Genomic DNA, 5,283 nt, shown 5'->3' on the forward strand with positions numbered 1-5,283 from the left:
GGCGGCCATAGCGGCGTGGTACCACCTGATCCCATCCCGAACTCAGAAGTGAAACGCGCATGCGCCGATGGTAGTGTGGCTCAAGCCATGCAAGAGTAGGTCACCGCCAGGGGCCTTATACCCTAAAAACCCAGTCTCCTCCGAGACTGGGTTTTTTTTTGCGCGCAGCGCAAGACCCGCAACAGGTCACCGCCAGGGGCCTTATACCGGAACAACCCGTCTTCGAAAGAAGCCGGGTTTTTCTTTGCCCTCGATTTACCCTCGGCCCCTGTGGGAGCCGCTTCAGCGGCGATAACCAGATGGCGGCGGCCCGGCCCGCTGCCGCGGGATCGCCGATGAATCGGCTCCTACGGGGTTACGTCCGGCCCTTCATCGCAACCGCCGCATGACACGCTTGTCGCGACCCGGCATCATGCTCGCGTGTTGTGCAGTAACGGGAAAACGATGGATCCACGATTGAACCGACGTCAGGAAGAGCTCATCGCGATCGTGCAGCGCGAGGGTTTCGTTGGTGTCGATGAACTGGCCAGTCATTTCGACGTTGCACCGCAGACCATTCGCCGTGACCTGAACCTGCTCTCCGACAGCGGCCTGATTCGTCGATACCACGGCGGTGTGAGTCCTTCCTCGAGCGTGGAGAACGTCGCCTACGCGGCGCGTCAGACGCTCCAGGCCGCAGAGAAGAACCGTATCGCGGCGTCGATCGCAAAGCAGATCCCGGATGGCTCTTCGCTCTTCATCAACCTGGGCACCACCAACGAGGGCGTCGGCCGCGCGCTGCTCGATCACCGCGACCTGCGTGTGATTACCAATAACCTCAATATCGCGCTCCTGCTCAGCGACAACCCGACCTTCGAGGTGATTGTCGCCGGCGGCGTCGTGCGCGGTCGCGACCGTGGTGTGACCGGCGAGGCGACGATCGAGCTCATTCGTCAGTTCAAGGTCGACTACGGGATCATCGGGATCTCCGGTATCGAGCTGGACGGGACCCTACTGGATTTCGATTTCCACGAAGTACGCGTTGCGCAGGCGATCATCGAGCACTCGCGGCAGGTGTACCTGGGCGCCGATCACACCAAGATCGGACGTAACGCGATGGTTCGGCTGGGTGATTTCTCGCGGGTGGATGCCTGGTTTACCGACAAGGCGCCGCCTGAGCCGTTGATGCCCGTGCTGGAGGCTGCGGGGACGCAGTTGCATGTCGCGGGGGACTGAGGTGACGTGTTTTCGCCGATGAATCGGCTCCTACAGCAGCACGAATTGCGGTTTCTTTTAGGGGAGGCTGCCTGGGCAGCCGTGGACTGAAACCACGCCGAGGGCAGAAAGTGTCGATCTATCAGGCATCTACCCGCGACTGAAGGCCTTGTTTCAAACAAACCCTGCGCTGCACTGCAGCGTGCCATGTTCGTTTATGTTCGAATATGCTCACTTTTAACGCAGGCGCCGCTTGCTGACCGTGTGAAATGTTCGTTTATGCGCCCCTCGGGCGTCTCCGCAAGGAAAAACGAGCGCAGCCGAACATGGCTATTCCCCTCTCAGTGAAGTGGTGCCTCCAGCCAAGCGGAGTGCGCGATGGTCGAGCAGGTCGATGTTCTGGTGGTCGGTGGTGGCGTCAACGGCGTCGGTATCGCACGTGATGCGGTAGGGCGCGGGCTATCGGTGTGGCTGTGCGAAAGGGACGACCTGGCATCGCACACATCCAGCGCGGCGACCAAGTTGATCCACGGCGGGCTGCGTTACCTCGAGCAATTCGAGTTCGCCCTCGTCGGCAAGGCGCTTGCCGAGCGCGAGGTACTGCTCAGGGCGGCGCCGCACATTATCTGGCCACTACGCTTCATCCTCCCGCACCAGCCGCATCTGCGCCCGGCGTGGATGATTCGCATCGGGTTGTTCCTCTATGACCACCTGGGTCGTGGCCGCCGTACCCTGCCGGGTTCGCGGCGTGTGCGCTTTGCCAAACACGTCACCGGCGAGCCGCTGCGCAGTGAGTTCCACCAGGGCTTCGTTTACTCCGATGCCTGGGTGCAGGATGCACGCCTGGTCGTGCTCAATGCGATGGACGCCGTGCATCGTGGTGCGAAGGTCGAGACCCATACCAAATGCATCARTGCACGTCGCGATGCGGATGGCTGGACGGCCGAGCTCGAATCGCGCGACGGCAGCCGCCACTTCGTCAAGGCGCGCGCGCTGGTCAATGCCGCCGGCCCCTGGGCGGCGAGCTTTCTCGACGACGTCGTTCACCTGAAGCATTCGCATACGCTGCGCCTGATCAAGGGCAGCCACATCGTCGTCCCGAAGATCTTCGATCACCGCTACGCGTACATCTTCCAGCAGCCGGATCGTCGCATCGTCTTCGCCATTCCGTACGAGCGCGACTTCACGCTGATCGGCACGACCGATATCGAATACAAGTCGGATCCGTCGCACCCGGTGATCGAAGCGGAGGAAACGCAGTACCTGTGCGAGGCCGTGAACCGCTACTTCAAGAAGCAGCTCACGCCCGCCGACGTTGTCTGGAGCTATAGCGGCGTCCGGCCGCTGCTGCAGGACGAATCCGGTAGCGCGTCCGAAGTCACACGCGACTACCTTCTCGACATCGACCAGGACGGTGCGCCGCTGCTGAACGTCTTCGGTGGCAAGCTCACGACTTTCCGCAAGTTGTCCGAAGAGGCTGTCGATAAACTCGCCCCGCTGCTGGGCAACGACAAGCCTGCATGGACAGCCGACGCGCGCCCGCTTCCGGGCGGTGGCGAACGGGATATCGATGCGCTCACCGACGACATCCGCTCGTCGCGCCCCTGGCTGCCGGAAACCTTTGCCTGGCGGCTCACGCATATGTACGGCACGCGCGCCCGCGACCTGCTGGGTGAAGCGGACGGCCTCGCCGCGCTGGGCGAGCACTTCGGCTCGGATCTGTACCAGGTGGAGGTGGACTACCTGATCCGCCACGAATGGGCGACCGAAGCTGAAGACATCCTGTGGCGCCGAAGCAAGATCGGCCTGCGCGTCGGCCCCGACGACGTGCGTCGCCTTACCGAGTACCTGAACCGGCGCGTCCCCCAGGGGCCTGCCACCAACCCGTAGCGCCCTGGCGCTTTCCCAGTCATGAAACCCGATGGAGAGACGGATCATGCGACAACAGATAGGCGAGCTGATTTCCGAAGCCCTCGCGATGTTCATCATCATTGCGTTCGGCGATTCCGTAGCGTGCATGTACGTGCTCTACGACCCTAGTCCCTACCTCAACGCTTACTGGGGCGTCTGTATCGCCTGGGGTCTGGCGGTCACCATCGCGATCTACGCGACGGCGTCGGTCTCCGGTACGCATGCGAACCCAGCCGTCACGCTGGCACTCGCGATCTTCCGCGACTTTTCATGGAAGAAGGTCGTCCCGTACTGGATCGCCCAGGTCATCGGTGCATTCCTCGGCGCCGCGATCGTCTATGTGTTGTTCGGACCGGTCATCGACCACTTCAATGCAACGCACAACCTCACTCGTGAGGCCGGAGGCGCGGCAGGCGTGTTCTTCACCCATCCGGGTCTGGCCATCACGCCGATGCACGCGCTTCTGGATCAGGTCATCCTGACGGCGTTCCTGCTGTTCGGCATCTTCGCGATCACCGAGCAGTACAACGAGACGGCACCGGGTGCCAACAGCGGCGCGCTGATCATCGGCCTGCTGGTCGCGACCATCGGTGCGTCGATGGGTTACCTCGAAGCATGGGCGATCAACCCGGCGCGCGACTTCGGTCCCCGCCTGTTCGCGTTCTTCGCGGGCTGGGGCTCCTCGGCGCTGCCTTCGCCGGACAACTACTGGTGGGTGCCGATCGTCGGCCCGCTGATCGGTGGTGTGGTCGGTGGCGGCGCGTACCAGCTGCTCGTGCATCCCTTCCTGCCGGCACGTCAGCGTGCGCTTGAAGAAGCGCGCCAGGCCGCCGGTCGCAACTCTTCCAACCAAACGACTCGGTGAGGCCAGCAATGGACAAGTCCAAGGACAAGCGCTACATCCTGGCGATCGACCAGGGAACCACCAGCTCGCGCACGATGCTCTTCGACCATGACGGCAACATCGCCGGCACCGCGCAGCGCGAGTTCCCGCAGATCTTCCCGCAGCCGGGCTGGGTCGAACACAACCCGCGCGAGATCATGACCAGCGTGCTGTCGACGATGACCGAGGTCATCAGCAGCTCGGGCATCGACGCCAGCGCTATCGAAGGCATCGGTATCACCAACCAGCGCGAGACCGCGGTGGTGTGGGACAAGGCCACCGGCCAGCCGATCTACAACGCGATCGTCTGGCAGTCGCGCCAGACGATGGACATCTGCGACAAGCTCAAGGAAGACGGCTTCGACCCGATGGTGCGCGAGAAGACCGGTCTGCTCATCGATGCCTACTTCGCCGGGACCAAGGTGCGCTGGATCCTCGACCATGTCGAAGGTGCACAGGAGCGCGCGGAGAAGGGCGAACTGCTGTTCGGTACGATCGACACCTGGGTCATCTGGAACCTCACCGGCGGCAAGGTGCACGTTACCGATTACACCAACGCCTCGCGCACGCTGATGTACGACATCTTCAAGCGCGAGTGGGATGACGAGCTGCTGAAGATGCTCAACGTGCCGCGGGCCATGCTGCCGGAAGTGAAGTCGTCCAGCGAGGTCTATGGCAACACGCTGGCGAAGCATTTCTTCGGCCGTGAAGTGCCGATCGCCGGCATCGCGGGCGACCAGCAGGCCGCGTTGTTCGGGCAGGCGTGTTTCGAACCCGGCCTGGCCAAGAACACCTACGGCACCGGCTGTTTCATGCTGATGAACACCGGCGAGAAGGCCGTGCGTTCGAAGAACGGCCTGCTTACCACCATCGCGTGGGGTCTCAACGGCAAGGTGGAATACGCGCTGGAGGGCAGCATCTTCGTCGCTGGTTCCGTGATCCAGTGGCTGCGTGATGGCCTTCGCATGCTCGGCAAGGCGTCGGATTCGCAGTCGTACGCGGAGCGCGCGAAGGACAACGACGGTGTTTACTTCGTACCTGCCTTCGTCGGTCTTGGTGCGCCTTACTGGCGAAGCGATGTGCGTGGTGCCGTCTTCGGTCTCTCACGCGGCACGACGAAGGAACAGTTCATCCGCGCCGCGCTCGAGTCGATGGCTTACCAGACGCGCGACGTACTCGAAGCGATGCAGATCGACTCGGGTATCCAGTTGAAGGAACTGCGCGCGGACGGCGGTGCGATCGCCAACGACTTCATGGCGCAGTTCCAGGCGGACATCCTCGGGGTTCCTCTGTTG

4 protein-coding genes and 1 rRNA gene are annotated in these 5,283 nt (G+C 62.7%); all 5 read left to right on the plus strand.

Going from position 1 to position 5,283, the window contains the following annotated elements; genetic code table 11:
* Positions 1 to 112: ribosomal RNA gene (gene rrf, locus AC1DSN_RS17835) — 5S ribosomal RNA — on the plus strand; the annotation flags it as partial.
* Positions 113 to 444: 332 nt separating this feature from the next.
* Positions 445 to 1,215 (plus strand): DeoR family transcriptional regulator, encoded by a 771-nt coding sequence (locus tag AC1DSN_RS17840; protein WP_063572167.1) that lies wholly within the window; start codon positions 445 to 447, stop codon positions 1,213 to 1,215.
* Positions 1,216 to 1,572: 357 nt separating this feature from the next.
* Positions 1,573 to 3,084, plus strand: coding sequence for a glycerol-3-phosphate dehydrogenase (gene glpD, locus AC1DSN_RS17845; protein ID WP_477331983.1), 1,512 nt, complete (start codon positions 1,573 to 1,575; stop codon positions 3,082 to 3,084).
* Between the two features lie 43 nt (positions 3,085 to 3,127).
* A complete protein-coding gene (locus AC1DSN_RS17850; RefSeq protein WP_063572172.1) occupies positions 3,128 to 3,970 on the plus strand; it encodes an MIP/aquaporin family protein in 843 nt (280 codons plus the stop codon).
* A gap of 8 nt (positions 3,971 to 3,978) precedes the next feature.
* Positions 3,979 to 5,283, plus strand: a 1,305-nt coding sequence (glpK, locus tag AC1DSN_RS17855; RefSeq protein WP_477331985.1) for a glycerol kinase GlpK, incomplete at its 3' end; no start/stop codon positions are given.

It is taken from the genome of Luteibacter sp. P4_D7_3 (genome assembly GCF_056401735.1).